The following is a 15,992-nucleotide window of genomic DNA, read 5'->3' on the forward strand; positions in this document are numbered from 1 at the left end:
CCGCACAACCGAAAGGCACGTTCCCATGGCCGCCCCGCAGTCGACCGGCTCCACCCCCACCCGGACTGCCCCCCGAACCACACTGGGCCGCGCCCTGATGTGGCCCGCCGTGACAGCCGGGCTCGGCATGGTCCTGATCTACAACTCCTTCGGCACCTCGGTCGACGACAAGCCGCAGGCCCCGCCCGCCGCCGCCGCCGTCTCGTCCGCCGTCCCCGAGGTCCTCGGCTCCCACGCCGCACCCGCCCCCGTGACCTCGTCCAAGGCCACCGTCGGCCCGGCGATGGAGCGTTCCGTACCGAAGCGGCTGCGGATCCCGGCCATCGGCGTGGACGCGCCGTTCACCGATCTCTCCATCGGCGCCACCGGTCAGCTGGACGCGCCGCCCCCCAACGACAACAACCTGGTCGGCTGGTTCAAGGACGGCGCCACCCCCGGCGAGCGGGGTTCCGCGATCGTGGCCGGCCATGTCGACACGATGACCGGCCCCGCCGTCTTCCTCCAACTCCGGTACCTCCGGCCCGGGGCCCAGGTCGACATCACTCGCGCGGACGGCTCGGTCGCCACGTTCAAGGTCGACTCCGTCGAGCAGTTCAGCAAGGCGAAGTTCCCCGACGACCGGGTCTACGCCGACACCAACTCCGCCGAGTTGCGCCTGATCACCTGCGGCGGCGCGTACAACAAGACCGCGAAGGACTACGAGGACAACGTGGTGGCCTTCGCCCACCTCGACAGCTTCAAGAAGGGCTGACCGACGAAGGCCGCCGGTGGTGCGGCACAACCATCCGCCGGGCCGCCGGGTCGTACGGGGCAGTACGGAAGCTCATTCCGTACTGCCCCGACTCACGTTCCGAGCACCGGAGTTGACCGACATGCCTGCTCTCTCCCACCGCCGCCGCCTGGCCGTAGCGACCGGCATCGTCCTGGTCGCCGGAGCCGTCGCGGCGCCCGCCGGCCACGCGGCCGCGAGGTCGTCCGCCCCCACGGCGAAGCCGGCCGCGGCCACGGCGGGCACCCCGAGCCCGAAGCGGTTGCACGACGACTTCAACGGCGACGGCTACCCCGATGTCGCCGTGGGCGCCCCCATGGCCGTCCTCGGCGACCCGGAGGGCGGTGCGGGCGCCGTGAGTGTCCTCTTCGGCGGCCCCGGCGGTCTGTCCTCCGCCCACAAGCAGGTGCTGACCTGGCCGGACCGCCCGGGCATCAGCAACCCCGGGGACGCCCGCTACGGCACGAACCTGCGCAGCGCCGACCTGGACGGCGACGGCTACGCGGATCTCGTCAGCCGCCCCTGGGCATACCGGGCCAACGGCGCCAAGGGCACGGTGCTGACCGTCAACTGGGGCGGCCCGTCCGGCCTTTCGAAGAACGCCCTGCTCCTGAAGCCCATCCCCGGCGACCAGGTCTACGGCTTCGGCGACCTGGCCGTGGGCGACGTCGACGGTGACGGCATCGCCGACATCGCGGTGGACGACGCACGACTCGGCGGCCACATCCTGCACGGCCCGATCGACCGCACCGGCAAGTGGAGCAGGACCAGTCCGTTCTCGGTCGAGGGCACCGACCTGCTCGACGTCTCGGAGATCGCCGTCGGCGACGTGACCGGCGACGGCGTCGGCGATCTGGTGACCCTCGGCTTCGGCCCGGACGACCCGTGGCAGCAGCACACATACCTGCTGAAGAGCAGTCGCACCGGGTTCTTTGCCCCGGTCGAGATCAAGGACGCGGACGGCGCCGGTGTCGGCGGCACCACCGTGGGCATCGCCGACCTGGACAAGGACGGCCACGGGGACATCGTCATCGGGCGCGGGGACGAATGGTCGCAGGCGGACACCCCGGTGAAGAAGGGCGGCGCGCTGTTCGTCTCGTACGGCGGGCCGAAGGGGCAGAGCACCACCCGCAAGCCCGTCTGGATCAACCAGGACTCCGAAGGCATCTCGGGCACCGCCGAGTTCCACGACCGGATGGGTGACAGCCTGGCGCTGGGCGACACGGACGGCGACGGCTACCCCGACATCGCCACGGGCCTGCCGGGCGAGGGGATCAACGGCATCCGCGAGGCCGGCCGGGTCCTGGTACTCAAGGGCGGCCCGAAGGGCGTGAGCGGCGCGGGCTCCAAGGAGTTCGGCCAGTACACGGCCGGGGTTCCGGGGGTCGCCGAGATGGGCGACCAGTTCGGCGCGGCCCTCGCGCTGGGCGACTACGACGGCAGGGGCCGGACGGAGATGGTGGTCGGCGACCCGACGGAGAACGGCAGCAGGGGCGCCCTGTGGATCTTCGGTACGGATGCCACCGGCATCGTCGCCAAGGGTTCCGTCTCGTTCGGCGCGGCCACGATCGGCGCCCCGACCGGCTCGTCCCGCTTCAGCGAGACGCTGACGGACTGACGGGCTGACTGACGGGCTGACGGACGCGGAAGCGTGCGGGGGCGGCGCGGCCCCCGCACGTACGCCCTCACGCCGGGCGGTCGCCCTTGACCACCGTCACGAACGGCGTCCAGGCCGGGGCTCCGAAGACGACGGCCGGACCGTGCGGGTTCTTGCCGTCACGGACGGGGACGCACGCGGTGCAGAAGTCGCTCACTTCGGGACAGTCACCGCCGGCGCCGCCGCTGTACGAGGACGTGCGCCAGGACGCGTACGCCTCGCCGGCCTCCGGGCAGTCACCGCTGCTGCCGCCGCCGCAGCCGGACTCGCGCCACGCGGGCAGGGCCGCCCGCCCGTCAGTGACCCGGATTCGCCGTCTCCCGGGGATGGCGCTCGGTGACCTTGCCCTTGTTGTCCACGTCCATGTACGCGGTGCCGTAGTCGTCGCGGACATACAGCGTCATATGGAGACCGATGTCCGGGTCGCGGTGCAGCACCATGTGACTGCGCCCGGCGTTCTTGATGCCCAGGCCGGTCCGGGCCTCGCGCCACATGCCGGGCAGCAGGTCCCAGTCGAACCTGCTCAGGTCGAGCGTGGGCGGCTGCTCGGTGACACCGGCCGGCCCCTCGTCCTCCACCTTGCCGTCCCGGTAGCCGTACCAGTGCAGCACCTCCGGTTTGTCCTGGCGCGGGGCAGCGATCGACACAAAGCTTCCGTGCGAACTCATGCTGGAGACGGTGGTGCCCCCGATCACCGGCTTCAGCGCCGCCACCGCCTCGCGCATGCCCTTCGGCGTGAAGAGGTGCTCGTCCGGCTCCTGCTTCTGCGGCCCCGCGCCGATGGCCGAGGCGCCCTGATCCTTGATCTTGTCCATCAGGTCGGGCAGGTAGGTCGACCCGACGCCGATCGGCGCCAGTGCGACGGCCACTGCGACCAGGGTTCTGGCGGGGCGGCGTCGCCGGTGCGGGGAGGGGGCTCCGGTGTCGGCGTCACTGTCCGTGTCGCCGCCGGTGCCGGTGCTGATGTCGGCTGCTTCCGGTACGGCGTCCGAGGGTTCGTCCGCTTCGGTGTGCGGCTGCCCGCCGGAAACCGGGGCAGGTGCCGAGCGGGTCGTCAGGTCGGCGTAGCCGGGGGCGGCCGGTGCGGGGCCGGGCGGCGACTCCCCCTGGGTGCGGGCCCGTTCGGATCCCGCGTCCATCGTTGTTCCGGGGCCCTGCGGTGCCGTGTCCTCTGCACCATCAGTCGCCACGGGACCAGCTTACGAACGAAGCCCGTCGGGCGCCGGGCCCCGGCCGGGTTCGTCCGACGTCCCTCATGTCCGTTGGAACTACGGGACTTGGCCCGGCCGCTTGCACACGGGACCTCCGTCAGCCGCGGACGGAGGGCAGCTTCGCCTCGACCCGTGGGGCGAGTTCGTCCAGCCCCTTGCAGAGGTCCTGCTGGGTGGGTTCGACGTCGGACACGCCCAGGAACTCCGAGAGCTTCAGCTCGGCGGACGAGGAGCCGTCGATCTCGAAGAGAAGTGCGCAGCTGACGTCCATGCCGGGTGTCGTGTCCCGCCAGACCCGGCGGCCGTCGACGGCGGGCCGCTCGGAGAACTTCTCCCCGGCGGACGTATCGAGGACCGCCAGCATCTTGTCGGCGGACGAGTCCCAGAGCGTCAGCACCAGGGCGGTACTCGCGCCCTCGAAGAACTTGGTGCCCTGCCACATGCAGCCGGCCGAGGAGTTGAGCTGGGCGGCGTCATGGAGCTGGTACTCGTCGAGTTCGTCCTGCGTGAAGAAGTCGCACGCCTCGATCTGCGCGATGCCGGAGGGGCGCGGCGCGGGCGGCGGCGGTTCGGACGAACAGGCGGTGAGCGCTCCGCCCACGGTCATCAGCGATATGCAGGCGATCAGCAGATCCCGGCCCCTCATCCACCCACTCCTCATGGTTCGTCGCGTCCCACGCCGAGGTTGGATCCCGCGTCTGCACCAAGGCGGGTCGGCGGGTCCACCGTAGCGACTGTGCCGTTGCCGCACATGGCCCGAGGCCGATGAAGGCTCCCCCGGATGCTCGTGTGTCCGCCGGTCGCAGCCATGAACGCCGGTGGGACTTTCTACCCGCCCCATCGCCCACTTCGCCCCTCGTCGGGAGGCTTCCACGCCGTCCATGCGGCTGTGCGCCGTGCTCACCGCGGCCGGCCTGCTCGCGGGTACCGGTGCCGCCCCGGCTTCCCCCGTTGATCGAAGCACAGACCAGGTCCGTGCTGAGCGCGCTCGCCCGGCGGGCTACAGCCAGCCCTTCTCGCGGGCGATACGGACCGCCTCGGCGCGGTTGCGGGCCGCCAGCTTCTGGATCGCCGTGGAGAGGTAGTTGCGGACCGTCCCCTGCGAGAGGTGGAGGGCGGCCGCGATCTCGGCGTTGGTGGAGCCGTCCGCCGCCGTGCGCAGCACGTCGCGCTCCCGGTCGGTCAGCGGGCTCGCGCCGTCGGCCAGTGCCGCCGCCGCGAGCGTGGGGTCGATGACGCGTTCACCGGCGAGCACCTTGCGTACCGCGGCGGCCAGTTGGGAGGCCGGGGCGTCCTTCACCAGGAAGGCGTCGGCGCCCGACTCCATCGCCCGGCGCAGATAGCCGGGGCGGCCGAAGGTGGTGACGACGACGATTTTCACGGCCGGGAGTTCGCTGTGCAGGGCGGCGGCCGCGTCGATGCCGGTCATGCCCGGCATCTCGATGTCCAGGAGCGCCACGTCGATGTCGTGCTCGTGGGCGGCGGCCAGTACCTCGTCCCCGCGGGCGACCTGGGCCACCACCTCGATGTCGGGTTCCAGGCCGAGGAGCGCGGCGAGGGCCTCGCGCACCATGGACTGGTCCTCGGCCAGGAGAAGTCTGATCATGCTCATTCCGTGGATCCTAGGCCGGAATCCAGCGGAACACTCAAGGTCAGGGTGAAGCCTTTGCCGGAACCGGAGTTGCCGGCCGAGGTCCGCAGCGTGCCGTCGACCGCGGCGAGTCGTTCGCCGATGCCGGTGAGGCCGTTGCCCGGCTTCGTGCCGGAGGGGCCGACGCCGTTGTCGGAGACGGTGAGTTCGAGGAGCCTGCCGTCCAGGGTCTGGCGGGGGACGAGGGTGACCGTGCAGTGCCGGGCCCCGCTGTGCCGTACGACGTTGGTGACCGCCTCCCGCAGCGCCCAGGCGAGCACCTCCTCCTGCTTCTCGGGGACGCCGTCGGGGGCCTCGGCCGGGACGTCGGCCGTGATGCCCGCGGCGGCGAGTGCGGTGCGGGCGCCCGCGAGTTCGCCGGGGAGGGTCGGTCGGCGGTAGCCGGTGACCGCGCCGCGTACGTCGATCAGCGCCTGGCGGCTGACCTGTTCGATGTCCGCGACCTGGGCCGCCGCCTGCTCCGGGTGGTCGGGGAGCATCCGGCCGGCCAGTTCACTCTTGAGAGTGATCAGGGAGAGCGAGTGGCCGAGCAGGTCGTGCAGATCGCGGGCGAGCCTGAGCCGTTCCTCGTTGGCGGCGAGCTGGGCGACGGTCGCGCGGGCCTCGCGCAGCTCGATGGTGGTGCGGATCAGCTGCCGTACGCCGGTCATCGAGAAGCCGCCGAGCAGCGCCGGGAAGACCAGGGCGGTGATGACCTCGCGGGGGTGGTTCCCGGTCAGGCCGATGCCGACCAGGACGGCCGTGACGACGGGGATGAGCCAACGGGACGTCCGGGCCGGCAGGGTGGCCCCGACGGAGACCGCCACGTACACGAAGAGCACCAGCCACGCGGTGCCGAGCGTCAGGGTGAGGACGACGGACAGGACGCCGAGGAAGGCGATCGCGGAGTGGACCAGACGGGGGTCCATGGGCTTGGCCGTGTGGCGGAAGACCAGCAGCAGGTAGGCACTGACGAAGGTCAGCAGGCCGAGCGAGCCGAGCGCCGTGGCCCAGGGGGTGTGGTTGCCGTCGGCCAGGTCCTTGACCGGGGCGCCCATGAACGCGAGCCAGATGCCGATCCAGAGCAGTTTGATCCAGAACTGCTTGCGGTTCGTGGGCGGGCTTCCGAGGCCCACGGACGTCTCGTCGTCGTTCACGCCTTCAGGGTGTCCTTCCGGTAGAGCCAGGCCGCGCCGCCCGCGAAGATCAGGAAGTAGGCGCAGAGGATGGCGACGTCCTTTGCGTGCGGTGATCCGCCCATCTCGATCGCCTGGCCGAGAGAAGCGTACGCGTGCGTCGGCAGCCACTCGGAAATGTTCTGGAGCCACTGCGGGAAGGTCGCGCTGGGCATCCACAGGCCGCCGAGGATGGAGAGCCCGAAGTAGATGATCATGGTGAGCGGGCGGACCGCGTCCCCGCTGGCGAGGTAGCCGATGGCGACGCCGAGCGCGGCGAAGACCAGCGAACCGGCCCAGATGACCCCGGCCAGCGCGAACCACTGCCAGACCTCGACCCGTACGTGCTTGACGGCGGCGGCGACCAGGAAGACCACGACGATGCACGGCAGGGTGACCGTCGCCGCGCTGGCGATCTTCGCCAGGATGTAGCCGCGGCTGGGCAGTGCGGTGAGCCGCAGCTGGCGGACCCAGCCCTTCTCGCGCTCCTTGGCGATGCGTTCGCTGTTGCCCATGAGGACGGCGGTCAGCGCTCCGAAGGAGGCCATCGAGACCATGAAGAAGGCCTGGAAGGTGAGTTCGGTGTGCGGGATCCGGTCGGTGGTGTTCTGGGTGCTGGAGATGATGAGGTAGATCACCGAGGGGTAGATCACCGAGAAGAACATGAACTTCTTGTTCCGCAGGGTGCGGGTGACTTCGAGCTTGATCAGTGTGTTCATGCGGTCCTGGCCTCCTCGGCCTCGGTGATGGCGACGAAGGCCTGCTCCAGGCCGAGTCCGGCGACTTCGAGTTCGCGCGGGTAGAGGCCGAGTCCGTACACGGCGTGGACGGTGGCGTCGACGTCGTGCGACTGGATCCGGACCCGGTTGCCGGTGACGTCGAGCGCGGCGAGGAACGGCAGTCCGCGCAGGGCCGCCTCGTCGACCGGGCCCTCCAGCTCGAAGGAGATCCGGCGGGCCCCGGCCTTCGCCTTGATCTCGGCGGCGGTGCCGTCGGCGAGCAGCCGGCCCTTGTGCAGGACGAGGACGCGGTCGGCGATCGCGTCGGCCTCTTCGAGGTAGTGGGTGGCGAACAGGACGGTGCGGCCTTGATCGGCCTGCTCGCGCATGGTGGCCCAGAAGGCCTGCCGGGCGGTGACGTCCATGCCGGTGGTCGGCTCGTCGAGGACGATCAGGTCGTTGGCGCCGGCGGTGGCCAGCGCGAAGCGCACGCGCTGCTCCTGGCCGCCGGAGAGCTTGTTGACCATCCGGTCGGCGATCTGCACGATGCCGGCGCGGGAGAGCACCTCCGCCGCCGGGAAGGGCCTGGGGTGCAGATCGCAGGCGAGGCCGACCAGTTCCTCGACCGTGACGTCCTCCATCAGGCCGCCGCTCTGGAGCATCGCTCCGACCCGGCCCGCGGCGATGGCGTTCTGCGGGGTCGTGCCGAACACCTGGACCGAACCGGAGTCGGCGGAGCGCAGGCCCAGCAGCAGATCCAGGGTGGAGGACTTCCCGGCTCCGTTGGGGCCGAGGAGCGCCACGGTCTCGCCGGGGTGCAGATCGAGGGTGAGTCCGTCGACGGCGCGTACGGCTCCGTACACCTTGCTGACCTGATCGAAGCGGACCGTGGCGGTCCGCGCCCCGGTGGCCTCGGCGGTTGTCGTTGTCATGCGTCAAGCGTGGCGGAGGAGGGGGTGGCCGCGGCAGGGCCGCCGGTCGTGTAAACGGGATGACAGATGTCATGCGGTGCGTATGACTCCGCTGCCGCGGGCGTGGTCCGGACACGGCGCCGCCCCCGGCCGGGGGTCCGGCCGGGGGCGGGCGTGCGGTGCGTTCGCCGGGGTGGCGGTCAGCCGTTGCCGTCGAGGTTGATGACGACGGTCCGCTCGGCGGGGGTCTTGCCGAGCAGTGCGGTCTGCATGGCGTGTGCCACGTCGTCCGCGCCGAGTTGGTGCTTCTTGCCGTCACCCTTGGTGATCATGATGCCGTTGAAGACGCCGTCGCAGAGGGTGTCGATGGCCTTCTTGTCGTAGTGCTCGATCAGCCGTCCCTTGATCGGCACCATCGAGAGGATCTGCGGCAGCGACTTGGACGGGCCGAACTGGATCTGCTTGGGGCCCGCCTTGATGGTGATCAGGCCGGACATCGCGGGCTTCGCGAACTCCTTCATCGCCCGGTCCAGTTCGGCCTGGCCGATGGTGGGTTCGCTGGTGGTGACGGGCAGTTGGACGACCTTCGTCCGACCGGTCTGCACCTGGGCGCGGTACGCGTCGCGCACCGAGGTCATCGACTGGTTGACGTCCAGCGTCTTGCCCGACTTCCCGGGTACGGCGACGGCCTTGCCCGGCTCGAACTTGATCGTGCCGTCGTTGGCCGAGCCGGAGACGCCCGCCAGGTCCGTCAGCGCGACACCGAGCTTCTCCTTGTCGACCGGGATCACCGGGTCGACGACGCGCTTGCCGCCGAACAGCGAGCCGATGACGGAGACCGGGTTGTAGTCGCTGCCCGCCGCCGAGCGCACGGTCTCCTGGCTGTCCAGGGCGAGCCCGGCCTTGTCCGGTACGAGCTGGGTCTTCTTGCCGTCCACCGACAGCTGGAGGGGGGCCACGGCTCGCTTGCCGAGGGCCGCGTCCAGCTTGGTGACGCCCTCTTCCTTCGTGCCGCCGCCGATGTCGACGCCGAGGACGGTGGTGCCCTTGGGTACGTCGGAATGGTTCATCAGCAGCCCGGCGCCGTAAGCGACACCGAGCAGCGCGACCACGCCGGCGCCGAGGAGGACCAGTTTGGAGCGGCCCTGCTTCTTCGCGGGCGCGGGCGCCGGTTCGGGACGCGGGGCGGGGGCGGGCGACGCCGCGGCGGGACCGCCGGGTCCGGCCGGTCCGGTGCCCATCGGGTCGTCCGGGCCGCCGGCACCGGGCTTGCCCGGGAACAGGGACGGTGCCCGGCGCTCCGGCGGAACGACGGGGATGCCGCTGGTGAGCGTGTCACCGGAGACGTTGCCACCGGGGCCGGAGGGGGCCGGGGCCGCGAACTGCGGCGTGAGCACCGCGGTGTCGTCGGACATCCGCGGCGGGCCACCGGGGGCGCCGGGGCCCTGCGGGCCCGCCGGACCGCCCGAACCCATCGGGCCCGAACCCATGGGATCGGAGCCCATCGGACCTGAACCCGTCGGACCGGAACCCATCGGGCCTGGGCCGGAGCCCATGGGGCCCTGGCCGCCGGGTCCGCCCGGGCCGCCCAGGTTCGGAGTGAGGGACGAAGTCCCGGTGGCCGGGCCCGTGGTGGGTCCGGCGGGGCCGGGGGTGCGTACACCGAGGTTCGGCGTCGGGCGCGGGCCGCCGGACACGGGCCCACCGGTCCCGAAGCCGTCGGGGCCGGGCGCGCCCTGGTCGCCGGTGCGCTGCGGGCCGTCCGAGAAGTACGGCAGATCGGCGCGGGGCGGGGTGGGCGACGTGGGCGCGGCACCCCTGATGCCTTCGGCGCCGCCGGCCGTACCGCCGCCGGACGTGCCGCCGACGACCGAGGTGTTCGTGGCGGGCTTGCGCGGAGCGAACCAGTCGCTGCCGCTCTTCTGACCGGCCGGCTTCTCGGCGGCCGGTTCCGCGCTCGCGGAATCGGTCCGGGCCTCGGCGGCCGGCGCGGCGTCGGACGCGGCCGGCGCACCGTCCGCCGCGGGCGAACCGGGGCGCGGGATGCTGCCGGTGCGCTCGGCGTCGGCGCTGTCGGCGTCGCCCACGGGCGTACGCATGACGACGGGCGGGATGGGACGCGAGCCCGGAATGTTGATCCGGATGCGCGTCGTCAGCGTCGTCTCGGTTCTCGGCTCCTCGGAGCGGGCCGGGTCCGCAGGCTCCGGGGCGTCCTCCGGAGCATCCTGCGAAGGGTGCAGCGACGGATACTGGCGGGATCCGTACGGCGGCGTCCCCGAGGGGTACGCGGCTCCTCCGCGCCCCTGGGGCCCGGAGGACGAACTGTCAGTTTCACGACTCAAAGCAGGTTCTCCCGATTGGCTCCGCCGCCCGTACTTCCCCCACGCGCAGGCCTGGGGACGGCCAGGAGAGTACTGGAAATCTTGGCCGGATCAGGGAGCGGCGCCCGGCGCGTGCGGCTGCGAGGCGCCGGAGCGTCCTCATAGCGAAGCTATCGGGGCGTCCGGTAACGCCACAGATGTGCGTGCCAGGCGCCACGAGCCCGGTCAAGATCTTCAGCGCCCTTCCAGGCGCGCGAACCACCATACTGGCCGCCGCCGACGGACACCCCGCGACCGGGGGAAACGGCTGCGCGGACGCCGGACGGACCGGAGGCGTCACGGCAACGGACGTGGCCCGTCACCTGCCAGGTCGACCGCCGTCGGCGCCCGGTCGAGCCGATCGCGACATGGTGGCACAGATCACAGCAACGGCCATCCCGCCCAGCATGAAGAGAGTGAGGCCGAGTTCGTCGCCGAAGACATAGTCGCCTTCCGGGCGTCCGCCCAAGAGAACGACGATCGAAATCAGCCATCCCGCTGCGGGTGCCAGGGCTCCGAGCTGGGTGCCGAAGAGCCGGCGCCCACCGTGGAAGAGCCCGGCGGCGGCCAGCAGCGCGAGCAGCAATCCGGCGGGGAACCAGGCGGCTTGGACGAGCGCCCCGGCGATCCCGACGAGCGCGCCCAGCACGGCGAGGCCCACGTAGGCGGCGATCCGGCCGGGGTCGAGAGGGGCGGCGAGGCCGGTTGCCGCGGTGGAGCCGGAGGGGGCCGGGGGGCGCGGTGCGCGCTGCTTGCCGTCGCTCATCGCTCCGCTCCCGCCACACCCGCGAACAGATCGTCCTCCCGGGTGCCCCGGGGCGCCCCGTACGTGCCGCGCGCCAACTCGTAGTACTCGGTGGTGAAGACGGGCTGGCCGAGGTCGTTGGAGAGGGCGAAGAAGGGGCCGTCCACGGCGATCTGGGTGGCGTGCGCCCGCATCGCGGCGCTCTTGGCGGCGGCGTGGGCCGAACCGTCGATCTCCGCGGCGATCCGGCAGTCGTCGGCCACGCCCGGCAGGTCGTCGAGGGCGGCGATGCCGGGGAAGACGTCCGGCGCCGTCTCCCGGAGACGGGCGAGAGCGTCCTTCGCGACGGTGCGCGGCATCCGGTTCCAGTAGATCTTGGCGATGGTGTGCGGGGCACCGGACCCGGTGCGGTGTCCGGGGTCGGCGGCGAGGTCGGCGGCGCGCATCGCGACGCGGTGCGCCTGGATGTGGTCGGGGTGTCCGTAGCCGCCGTCGGGGTCGTAGGTGACGAGGACCTGCGGGCGCACCGAGCGGATCACCTCCACCAGGTGTCCGGCGGCCTCGTCCACGTCGGCCGCCCAGAAGGCGCCGGGGCGGTGGTTCTGTTCGGCGCCCATCATTCCGGAGTCGCGGAAGCGTCCGGGGCCGCCGAGGAGCCGGTGGTCGGTGACCCCCAGCTCCTTCATCGCCGCATCCAGCTCACCCCGGCGGTACGGGCCCAGGGTGTCGTCCCGGTCGGCCGCGAGATGGGCGAGGGAGGGCGGGATGACCTCGCCCTCCTCACCGAGTGTGCAGGTCACCAGGGTGACCTGGGCACCCTCGGCCGCGTACTTGGCCATGGTGGCGCCGTTGTTGATCGACTCGTCGTCGGGGTGCGCGTGCACCAGGAGGAGGCGCCGGGCGGGATGGTCCGTCATGGGGACCACCCTACGAGCCGGGCGCACCGATCACCGCCCCGCGTCACCACCGCGCACCGACCGCCGACGGGCCGGGCCTCAGAACTTGAGGCTTCCGATCATGCCCGCCACGTTGGTGGTCAGGTTCGAGATGCTCGGCGCGATCGACGAGCTGGCGAGATAGAAACCGAGCAGTGCGCAGACCACCGCATGTCCGCCCTTCAGTCCGGATTTCCGGATCAGCAGGAAGACGACGATCGCCAGCAGCACCACCGCCGAAATCGAGAGTGCCACGGCGGTTCACCTCCATCAGTACGGTCGGGACGGGCAGCACACATGGAGCCAGCAGGTTCATACCCACCGAGCGCTACGGATCATAACTATCCGTCGCAACGCATTGATCGGGGCACAGCAGCACGAGGGGCGCACGACCGGGCGGTCGGTGACCGGCGCCAGCCGGCCGGATCGGGCCGGTCGGGCCCGGCCCGATCCGAACGAAAGGGACTAGGTTCGGCACATGACTTCGCAGCAGATCTCGTTCCCCCGTCAGCACGCCAGGACCATGCGATTCACCCTCGGCGCCCCGAGGTCGTTCACCGTTTCGCCCGACGGTGAGCGAGTGATCTTCCTGCGGTCGGCCTCCGGTACGGACCGGTCGGGGCGGTTGCTGGTGCTGGATCTGCCCAGGGGCGGCGCCCCGGTGGAACGTGTGGTCGCCGATCCCGAGGCCCTGCTGGGCGGTTCGGCGGAGCGGCTGTCGGCGCAGGAGCGGGCCCGGCGCGAGCGCAGCCGCGAGGGCTCCTCGGGGATCGTCGGCTACGCGGTGGACGCGGCCGCCGAGTTGGCCGCCTTCGCACTCTCCGGGAAGGTGTACGTCGCCGGACTGCGGGCGGGCACGGCCCGTGCGCTGCCGGTTCCGGGCCCGGTGATCGACCCTCGGCCGTCACCGGACGGACGACACATCGCATATGTGTCCAAGGGTGCGTTGCGCGTCGTGGGTGCCGACGGCGACGGCGACCGGGCGCTCGCCGAGCCGGACGGGGACGATGTCTCGTACGGTCTCGCGGAGTTCATCGCGGCCGAGGAGATGCAGCGTTCGCGGGGCTTCTGGTGGGCTCCGGAGTCGGACCGGCTGCTGGTCGCCCGGGTCGACAACGGCACCGTGCAGCGGTGGTGGATCTCGGACCCCGCGCACCCGGACCGCAGGCCCGCCGAGGTCGCCTACCCGGCGGCGGGGACGCCCAACGCCGATGTGCGGCTCTTCGTGCTGGGCCTGGACGGCGCCCGTACCGAAGTGGTCTGGGACCGGGCGCGCCACCCCTATCTGGCGCAGGTCCACTGGTCCTCGGACGGGGCGCCGCTGCTGCTGGTGCAGTCCCGCGACCAGCGAAGTCACCTCTTCCTCGCGGTGGACCCGGAGACCGGTTCGACCCGTACGGTGCATGTCGACGAGGATCCGGTCTGGCTGGAAATCTTCCCCGGAGTGCCCGCCTGGGCGCCGGACGGCCGGCTGGTGCGGATCGCGGACGAGGGCGGGGCCCGGGTGCTCGCGGTCGGCGACCGGCTGCTGACCGGGGCGCAGTTGCAGCTCAAGGCGGTCCTGGACATCGGGGAATCGGACATCCTGGTGTCGGCCTCGGCCGGTGAGGAGGCGGCCGAGCCGGAGATCGGCGAGACCCACGTCTACCGGGTCAACGAACTGGGCGTGGAGCGGGTCTCCGAGGGGGCCGGGGTCCATTCGGCGGTCCGCGCGGGCGGGGTCACGGTGCTGGTCGGCCACTCCCTCGACCGCTCCGGTGCCCGGGTCGAGGTGGTCCGGGACGGCAAGCGGATCGCGACCGTGGCGAGCCACGCCGAGGAGCCGGTGCTCTCCGCCCGGGTGCGGCTCACCGAGGGGGGCGCACGGCGAATTCCGTGCGCCGTGCTGCTCCCCGAGGGGTACGAAGAGTCGGACGGACCGCTTCCGGTACTGATGGACCCGTACGGCGGACCGCACGGCCGCCGGGTGGTCGCCGCCCTCAATCCGCATCTGACGTCGCAGTGGTTCGCGAACCAGGGCTTCGCGGTCGTGGTCGCGGACGGCCGGGGCATGCAGGGGCGTTCGCCCGGCTGGGAGAAGGCGGTCAAGAACAACCTGGTGCTCTCCGTGGACGACCAGGTCGAGGCGTTGCAGGCGCTGGCCGGCCGGTTCCCGCTGGACCTCGGAAAGGTCGCGATCCGCGGCTGGTCGTTCGGCGGATACCTGGCGGCGCTGGCCGTGACGCGCCGGCCCGAGATCTTCCACGCGGCGGTGGTCGGCGCCCCGGTGACCGACCAGCGGCTGTACGACACCCACTACACCGAGCGCTATCTCGGCGACCCGGCGAAGCAGCCCGAGGTGTACGCGCACAACTCGGTGATCACCGACGAGGGGCTCTCGGAGGCTGCCGAGCAGGTGCGGCCGATGATGATCGTGCACGGTCTCGCGGACGACAACGTGGTGGTCGCGCATTCGCTCAAGCTCTCGTCCGCGCTGCTCTCGGCCGGGCGCCCGCACGAGGTGCTGCCGCTCAGCGGGGTGACGCACATGACCCCGCAGGAGCAGGTGGCGGAGAATCTGCTGCTGCTCCAGGTCGACTTCCTGAAGCGGTCGCTGGGGCTGCTCGGCTGAGCGGCTGTCGGCCGGCCTTCCCCGTCACCAGCCGGGCGGCGGCTGGGACGGGGGCGGCGGCCCGAAGACGCCGGGGCTCGGACAGCCGTACCCCTGTCCGTAGCCCTGGCCGGGCAGGGGCGGGGGCGCGGCCCGGCCCGGCAGGGCCAGCGCCAGCGCCAGCAGCACCACCGCTGCGGCGAGCACCTCGAAGAACCCGGTCACCACGGTGAGCTGGGCCTCGATCGGCAGATCGGCGAAGTTCTCCAGCAGCTTCTCGTGCACCGACCGGGCCACCCCCAACCCGCCACCGCCCAGCAGCAGAGCGGCGGCGATCAGGCCGAACGGCCGGGCGTGCGCGGCGCGGAGCAGCGCGCTCGCCGCAGCGAACAGGCAGAGCAGCGCCAGCACGGCCGTGAACCAGCCGGGCGGCGGGTCGGTCAGCCCCTGGAAGATCCGGTCCCCGCCGAGGAACCAGTCGGGGTAGATGGAGGGGATCCGCACCGCCTGGCGGATCTCCCAGGCGATCGTGACCGCTCCCGCCGCGCCGAGGCAGAGAAAGGCGATCACCCCCGCGCCCGGACCCGGCCGGGAAAGGGCGGATTCGGAGCAGTCCTGCGGTGTCCGGCGCCCGGCCGCCGCGGTGATGATCAGCGCGATGCCCGCCGCGAGCGACGCGAACGCGCAGAGCAGGGCACGGGTGCGCAGGTCGTCGGCGAACCGGGAGTCCATCCGGGGCTGGCCGATGTTCCAGAGTCCGGGCAGCCGCACCACGAGCGTGAGTGCTCCGGCGGCGACCAGCGCGGCACCGGCCACCGAGGACCGCACGGCCGCGACGGCCACGGCGAGATACACCACGAACAGCACCACGTCGTACGGCGAAGTGGTCGGCCCGAGCGAGATCCGGGCGTCGCGGTAGCCGGCCCAGTAGTGCCACAAGTGCTCGATGCCGTCGGCCGCCCTGACGTCCCGTACGACCCAGCCCGCGACGATCAGCGCGAGCGCGGCGCAGAGAACGGCTCCTGTGACCCTTGCCCCCCGAGTGAGTATCACCCGAGCGATACTCCACCGTCCCTGCCGACCGGACAAGGGGTTCACCGGCGTGGTGCGTCAACGGCCTTCCGGCCGGGAGGACTTGACGGCCTCCCGGCCGGTACACGGCACCCGCAGGGCTGTACGCCGGCCATGCCGGCCGGTCCGTGTGCCGGCCGCGGGACGGACGGATCGCCTCCGTGTCGACGGACCTGCGGTCAGCCGGCCCGCGAGCTCCCTGACGGCGCGTCCCCGCCC

Annotated in this window: 15 protein-coding genes; 3 read left to right on the forward strand and 12 right to left on the reverse strand. The window is 72.0% G+C overall.

Annotation, left to right across the window (positions count from 1 at the left end; genetic code table 11):
- The first annotated feature begins 25 nt into the window (after nucleotides 1-25).
- The gene (locus AADR41_RS36620; RefSeq protein ID WP_342286354.1) at nucleotides 26-751 is read left to right on the forward strand and encodes a class F sortase; all 726 of its coding nucleotides are present in this window, start codon (nucleotides 26-28) and stop codon (nucleotides 749-751) included.
- 121 nt (nucleotides 752-872) lie between these two features.
- A complete protein-coding gene (locus AADR41_RS36625; RefSeq protein WP_342286332.1) occupies nucleotides 873-2,387 on the forward strand; it encodes an FG-GAP-like repeat-containing protein in 1,515 nt (504 codons plus the stop codon).
- A 67-nt stretch (nucleotides 2,388-2,454) separates the two neighbouring features.
- On the opposite strand, the gene AADR41_RS36630 is transcribed toward AADR41_RS36625, so the two are convergent.
- From AADR41_RS36630 to AADR41_RS36680, 11 genes are all read right to left on the reverse strand, one after another.
- Nucleotides 2,455-2,820: a DUF397 domain-containing protein gene (locus tag AADR41_RS36630; protein ID WP_342286334.1), complete on the reverse strand. Its 366-nt coding sequence runs from the start codon at nucleotides 2,818-2,820 to the stop codon at nucleotides 2,455-2,457.
- The gene (locus tag AADR41_RS36635; RefSeq protein WP_342286336.1) at nucleotides 2,723-3,616 is read right to left on the reverse strand and encodes a hypothetical protein; all 894 of its coding nucleotides are present in this window, start codon (nucleotides 3,614-3,616) and stop codon (nucleotides 2,723-2,725) included. The genes AADR41_RS36630 and AADR41_RS36635 overlap by 98 nt, the downstream gene beginning before the upstream one ends.
- Before the next feature lie 118 nt (nucleotides 3,617-3,734).
- On the reverse strand, nucleotides 3,735-4,283 hold the full coding sequence (locus AADR41_RS36640; protein WP_342286337.1) for a DUF3558 family protein: 549 nt from the start codon (nucleotides 4,281-4,283) through the stop codon (nucleotides 3,735-3,737).
- Between the two features lie 354 nt (nucleotides 4,284-4,637).
- The gene (locus AADR41_RS36645) at nucleotides 4,638-5,249 is read right to left on the reverse strand and encodes a response regulator transcription factor (protein WP_342286338.1); all 612 of its coding nucleotides are present in this window, start codon (nucleotides 5,247-5,249) and stop codon (nucleotides 4,638-4,640) included.
- Nucleotides 5,246-6,424 (reverse strand): sensor histidine kinase, encoded by a 1,179-nt coding sequence (locus AADR41_RS36650; protein ID WP_342286341.1) that lies wholly within the window; start codon nucleotides 6,422-6,424, stop codon nucleotides 5,246-5,248. Before AADR41_RS36650 ends, AADR41_RS36645 begins: the two co-directional genes overlap by 4 nt.
- Nucleotides 6,421-7,161 carry an ABC transporter permease gene (locus AADR41_RS36655; protein ID WP_342286343.1) on the reverse strand — a complete coding sequence of 247 codons (741 nt, stop codon included), beginning with the start codon at nucleotides 7,159-7,161 and terminating at the stop codon, nucleotides 6,421-6,423. The genes AADR41_RS36650 and AADR41_RS36655 overlap by 4 nt, the downstream gene beginning before the upstream one ends.
- Nucleotides 7,158-8,093: an ABC transporter ATP-binding protein gene (locus AADR41_RS36660; protein WP_342286345.1), complete on the reverse strand. Its 936-nt coding sequence runs from the start codon at nucleotides 8,091-8,093 to the stop codon at nucleotides 7,158-7,160. The genes AADR41_RS36655 and AADR41_RS36660 overlap by 4 nt, the downstream gene beginning before the upstream one ends.
- Nucleotides 8,094-8,272: 179 nt before the next feature.
- Entirely contained in the window at nucleotides 8,273-10,414 is a 2,142-nt protein-coding gene (locus AADR41_RS36665) for a hypothetical protein (RefSeq protein ID WP_342286347.1), read from the reverse strand.
- A 337-nt stretch (nucleotides 10,415-10,751) separates the two neighbouring features.
- Nucleotides 10,752-11,198, reverse strand: coding sequence for a DUF6113 family protein (locus tag AADR41_RS36670; RefSeq protein ID WP_342286348.1), 447 nt, complete (start codon nucleotides 11,196-11,198; stop codon nucleotides 10,752-10,754).
- The gene (mshB, locus tag AADR41_RS36675) at nucleotides 11,195-12,094 is read right to left on the reverse strand and encodes an N-acetyl-1-D-myo-inositol-2-amino-2-deoxy-alpha-D-glucopyranoside deacetylase (RefSeq protein ID WP_342286350.1); all 900 of its coding nucleotides are present in this window, start codon (nucleotides 12,092-12,094) and stop codon (nucleotides 11,195-11,197) included. Before mshB ends, AADR41_RS36670 begins: the two co-directional genes overlap by 4 nt.
- A 78-nt stretch (nucleotides 12,095-12,172) precedes the next feature.
- Nucleotides 12,173-12,367: a hypothetical protein gene (locus tag AADR41_RS36680; RefSeq protein ID WP_093896879.1), complete on the reverse strand. Its 195-nt coding sequence runs from the start codon at nucleotides 12,365-12,367 to the stop codon at nucleotides 12,173-12,175.
- A gap of 223 nt (nucleotides 12,368-12,590) precedes the next feature.
- Between AADR41_RS36680 and AADR41_RS36685 the strand changes: the two genes are divergently transcribed.
- A complete protein-coding gene (locus AADR41_RS36685) occupies nucleotides 12,591-14,723 on the forward strand; it encodes a S9 family peptidase (protein ID WP_342286352.1) in 2,133 nt (710 codons plus the stop codon).
- 24 nt (nucleotides 14,724-14,747) lie between these two features.
- Here the strand turns inward: AADR41_RS36685 and AADR41_RS36690 are convergent, their stop codons facing one another.
- Entirely contained in the window at nucleotides 14,748-15,755 is a 1,008-nt protein-coding gene (locus AADR41_RS36690) for a hypothetical protein (protein WP_342286353.1), read from the reverse strand.
- Nucleotides 15,756-15,992 lie beyond the last annotated feature (237 nt).

Origin of the sequence: Streptomyces sp. CLV115, from assembly GCF_038448545.1 — a bacterium.
GTDB lineage: Bacteria > Actinomycetota > Actinomycetes > Streptomycetales > Streptomycetaceae > Streptomyces > Streptomyces sanglieri.